This window comes from Streptomyces sp. YS-3 (genome assembly GCF_045257485.1).
Classification (GTDB): domain Bacteria; phylum Actinomycetota; class Actinomycetes; order Streptomycetales; family Streptomycetaceae; genus Streptomyces.
The window spans coordinates 1-3082 of sequence record NZ_JBJHPC010000727.1 but is presented as its reverse complement, the minus strand read 5'-3'; the positions used below and the strand labels follow the sequence as shown (position 1 = coordinate 3082).

The window sequence follows — 3082 nt, the reverse complement described above, 5'->3', positions numbered from 1 at the left end:
GGACATCCCGCCGCCGTACCCCGGTCCGTACGGCGTCCCCACGGTCGTCACGGGGATGCCGGGCGCCGACCCCACGGCGCCGCCGCCGACCCGGGTGGCGCCGGGGGCGTACGGCCCGGCGGCCGACGAGGAGCGGTCCCGCCGGAGCGGGGCGGGGGTCCTGCTGGTGGCCGGCGTCCTCGTCCTGCTGCTCGCGCTCGGCGCCCTGGTCTGGGCGCTGGTGCACAGCGGGGGCGACTCGGGGGCCGGGAAGAACACGGCCGCGACCTCGGCGCCGGGCCCGGCCTCGCACTCCGCCCCGCGCAGCGGCGCCGCCACCACGAGCCACGGCGCCACCACCGGCGCCCCGAGCAGCACCAGCCCCAGCCCCGGCCCGAGCGGTTCGGCGACGCCCGCGCAGTCCGTGAAGGTCTCCCTGCGGAGTCTGCGCGGAAGTTACCGGGGAACGTGCCCGCCGCCGGACGACGCCGCCCCGGCCGTGGTCGCCACCTTCACCGTGAGCCGTACGCCCGTGGACGTCCAGTACCGCTGGGTGACGGCGGACGGGGAGTCGTCCGACCGGGGCTGGAAGACGCTGGAATTCGGGTCCGGCGCAGCGCGGAGCAGGGAGGTGCGGCACGTCGAGTCGGGGTACGGGGCGGCCGGGACCACGCGGAACGCGGTGCGGCTGGAGGTGCGCTCACCGGTCGCGGTGACGTCCGGCTCGGTGGCGTACGCGATCACGTGCGAGGAGGGGACCCCGACGAGCGGGGCCCCCTCCTCAACTGCTTCCTCTGCTTCTGCTTCTTCTCCTTCTGCTTCTTCTTCTGCTTCGGCCGAGGTGACGACGGGTGGGGATCAGGCCGCGTTGGCGAAGGTGGGCAGGTAGCCACCGGACTGGCCGGCGGCGGTGGGGTGGTAGGACTCGCCGATGTTGGTCCAGACGAGGCTGTTCAGCCAGGAGCTGCTGGAGCAGATCTCGTGGTTGGTGAAGGCCGGGACGACCGAGGCGAAGCTGTAGCCGTGGTCGGCGGCGCGCTTGGCGGTGACCGTGTTCAGCTCGTCCGCGGCGCTGTTGATGGCCGCGCGCGAGGTGTCGCTGAGTCCGAGGAAGCAGCTGCCGCCGATCTTGTAGAAGTGCGGGTAGCCGATGACGACGACGTGGGCGTTGGGTGCCTTGGCTCTGATCGCGTCGTAGACCGAGTCGAGCTTCGCGGGCAGGACGGTGTCGGCGTAGGTGCGCGCCTGGTTGATGCGGTTGAGGCAGGTGGACTGCGAGTTCAGGACGCAGGTGGTCATGACGTCGGAGAAGCCCGCGTCATTGCCGCCGATGGTGATCGAGACGAGGTCGGTGGAGGAGTTGAGCGGGCCGAGCTGACCTGCCTTCACATCGTCGGTGGTCGCGCCGGAACAGGCGGTGAAGGCGAACGAGGCGGGGGCGTGGGACGCCGCCCACAGGGACGGGTAGGCCTTGGGCGAGCGCTTGCAGGAACCACTTGAGCTGTCGTACGTACCGGTTCCCACTCCCGAGGAGTAGGAGTCGCCGAGCGCCACGTAGTCGGTGCCCGCGGCCTGGGCGTGGGTCGCGGCACTGGCCACGCCTGCCCCGGTGAGGGCGAAGGCGGCGGTCAGGAAGATCGACGACACATGGGCCGTCATACGGGAGAGCTTCATGTGGGGGCCTCCTAGTGCGGGATATCCGCCACAGATGTGGTACCAGCGAGTAGGGATCACCGGAAGTGGACATGCCAAGAACTTTCAGAAATACGCTCCTACGGGGGAACGCCTGACCATGAGTTCTCGTCAATTGACCTTGTGGGCAAGGAACTTCACTGCACGCCCCTTGCCCCGGCGGGCCTGCGGCGAGTGCGCGCGGCGGCGCTGCCGGTGCCCGCGCGGAAGGACTCCCGGGGGGCGCCCGCTACCGCAGGGCTCGCCCGCGCCCCGGCCCAACGGGACAAAACACCGTGCGCGGCGGGGCGTGTTGCCGGATCATGGAAGCCATGTCCGCGAACCCTGAAGCAACGCTGCCGATCCGGCTGAACGTGGACGACAGCGACTCCCCCTCCGATGTCGTCGACGCGCTGTTCCTCGGCCGGTTCGCCACGGGCGAGCAGCCCTTCTCACACAGCTCCTCCATCGACCGAGTCAAGAAGGGCGCCAGCCTGCTGCCGCCGAGTGCGTCCGTGCTGCGCGCGGCGCGCGACGACGACCGCAGCGCCACGCTCGCCGAGGGCGAGGGCTGGACGCTGCTCGTCTCCCGCTGGAACCGGGGCGCGGACGTCACGGTCACCGCGACCAGCGAGGAGCTCGCCGAGCGTGTGCTCAAACAGGCCACCGAGGGCGCGGAGGACGAGCCGGAGCCGGTCCCGGAGAACGTGACCATGGGCTTCTGGTACGTCTCACCGCGCCGCGGCCCGCACCGGACCACCCGTCAGATCGCGGCCGGTACCTGGGACGAGGTCCGCCCCAACTACACCGCCCCGGTGGCCGAGGCGATGGACCGCCTGATGAAGGTGACCCCCGACGACATCGCGGGCCGGCTGCTGCTCCTCCACGGCCCGCCGGGCACCGGCAAGACGTCGGCGCTGCGCACGCTCGCCCGCTCCTGGCGCGACTGGTGCCAGGTGGACTGCGTACTGGACCCCGAGCGCCTCTTCAACGACGTCGGCTATCTGATGGACATCGCGATCGGCGAGGACGACGGCTCGGCCAAGGGCCGCTGGCGGCTGCTGTTGCTGGAGGACTGCGACGAACTGATCCGGGGCGAGGCCAAGCACACCGCGGGGCAGGCCCTGTCCCGGCTGCTGAACCTGACGGACGGTCTGCTCGGCCAGGGCCGCAACGTCCTCGTCGGCGTCACCACCAACGAGGACCTGGAGCGCCTGCACCCCGCGGTCGTCCGCCCCGGCCGGTGTCTGGCCCGTATCGAGGTGGGCCCGATGACCCGCCGCGAGGCGGTCACCTGGCTGGGCACGGAGGAGGGCGTCGGCCGCGAGGGCGCCACCCTCGCGGAGCTGTTCGCACTGCGGCGCGGCACGGCGCCGCCGAGCGTCCCGGATCCGAGGGAGGGCGCGGACGCGGGGCTGTACTTGTAGGAGGG

At 71.7% G+C, this 3082-nt stretch carries 2 protein-coding genes and 1 pseudogene; 2 read left to right on the top strand and 1 reads right to left on the bottom strand.

Annotated elements, in window-relative coordinates:
- Positions 1–868, top strand: a pseudogene (locus ACJA3G_RS33920) (hypothetical protein); the annotation flags it as partial.
- On the opposite strand, the gene ACJA3G_RS33915 reads toward ACJA3G_RS33920, so the two are convergent.
- Positions 838–1653 (bottom strand): SGNH/GDSL hydrolase family protein, encoded by an 816-nt coding sequence (locus tag ACJA3G_RS33915; protein WP_406556872.1) that lies wholly within the window; start codon positions 1651–1653, stop codon positions 838–840. The pseudogene ACJA3G_RS33920 and the gene ACJA3G_RS33915 overlap by 31 nt on opposite strands.
- A 329-nt stretch (positions 1654–1982) precedes the next feature.
- Here ACJA3G_RS33915 and ACJA3G_RS33910 point away from each other — a divergent pair, with 329 nt between their 5' ends.
- On the top strand, positions 1983–3077 hold the full coding sequence (locus ACJA3G_RS33910; RefSeq protein WP_406556871.1) for a DUF5925 domain-containing protein: 1095 nt from the start codon (positions 1983–1985) through the stop codon (positions 3075–3077).
- Positions 3078–3082 lie beyond the last annotated feature (5 nt).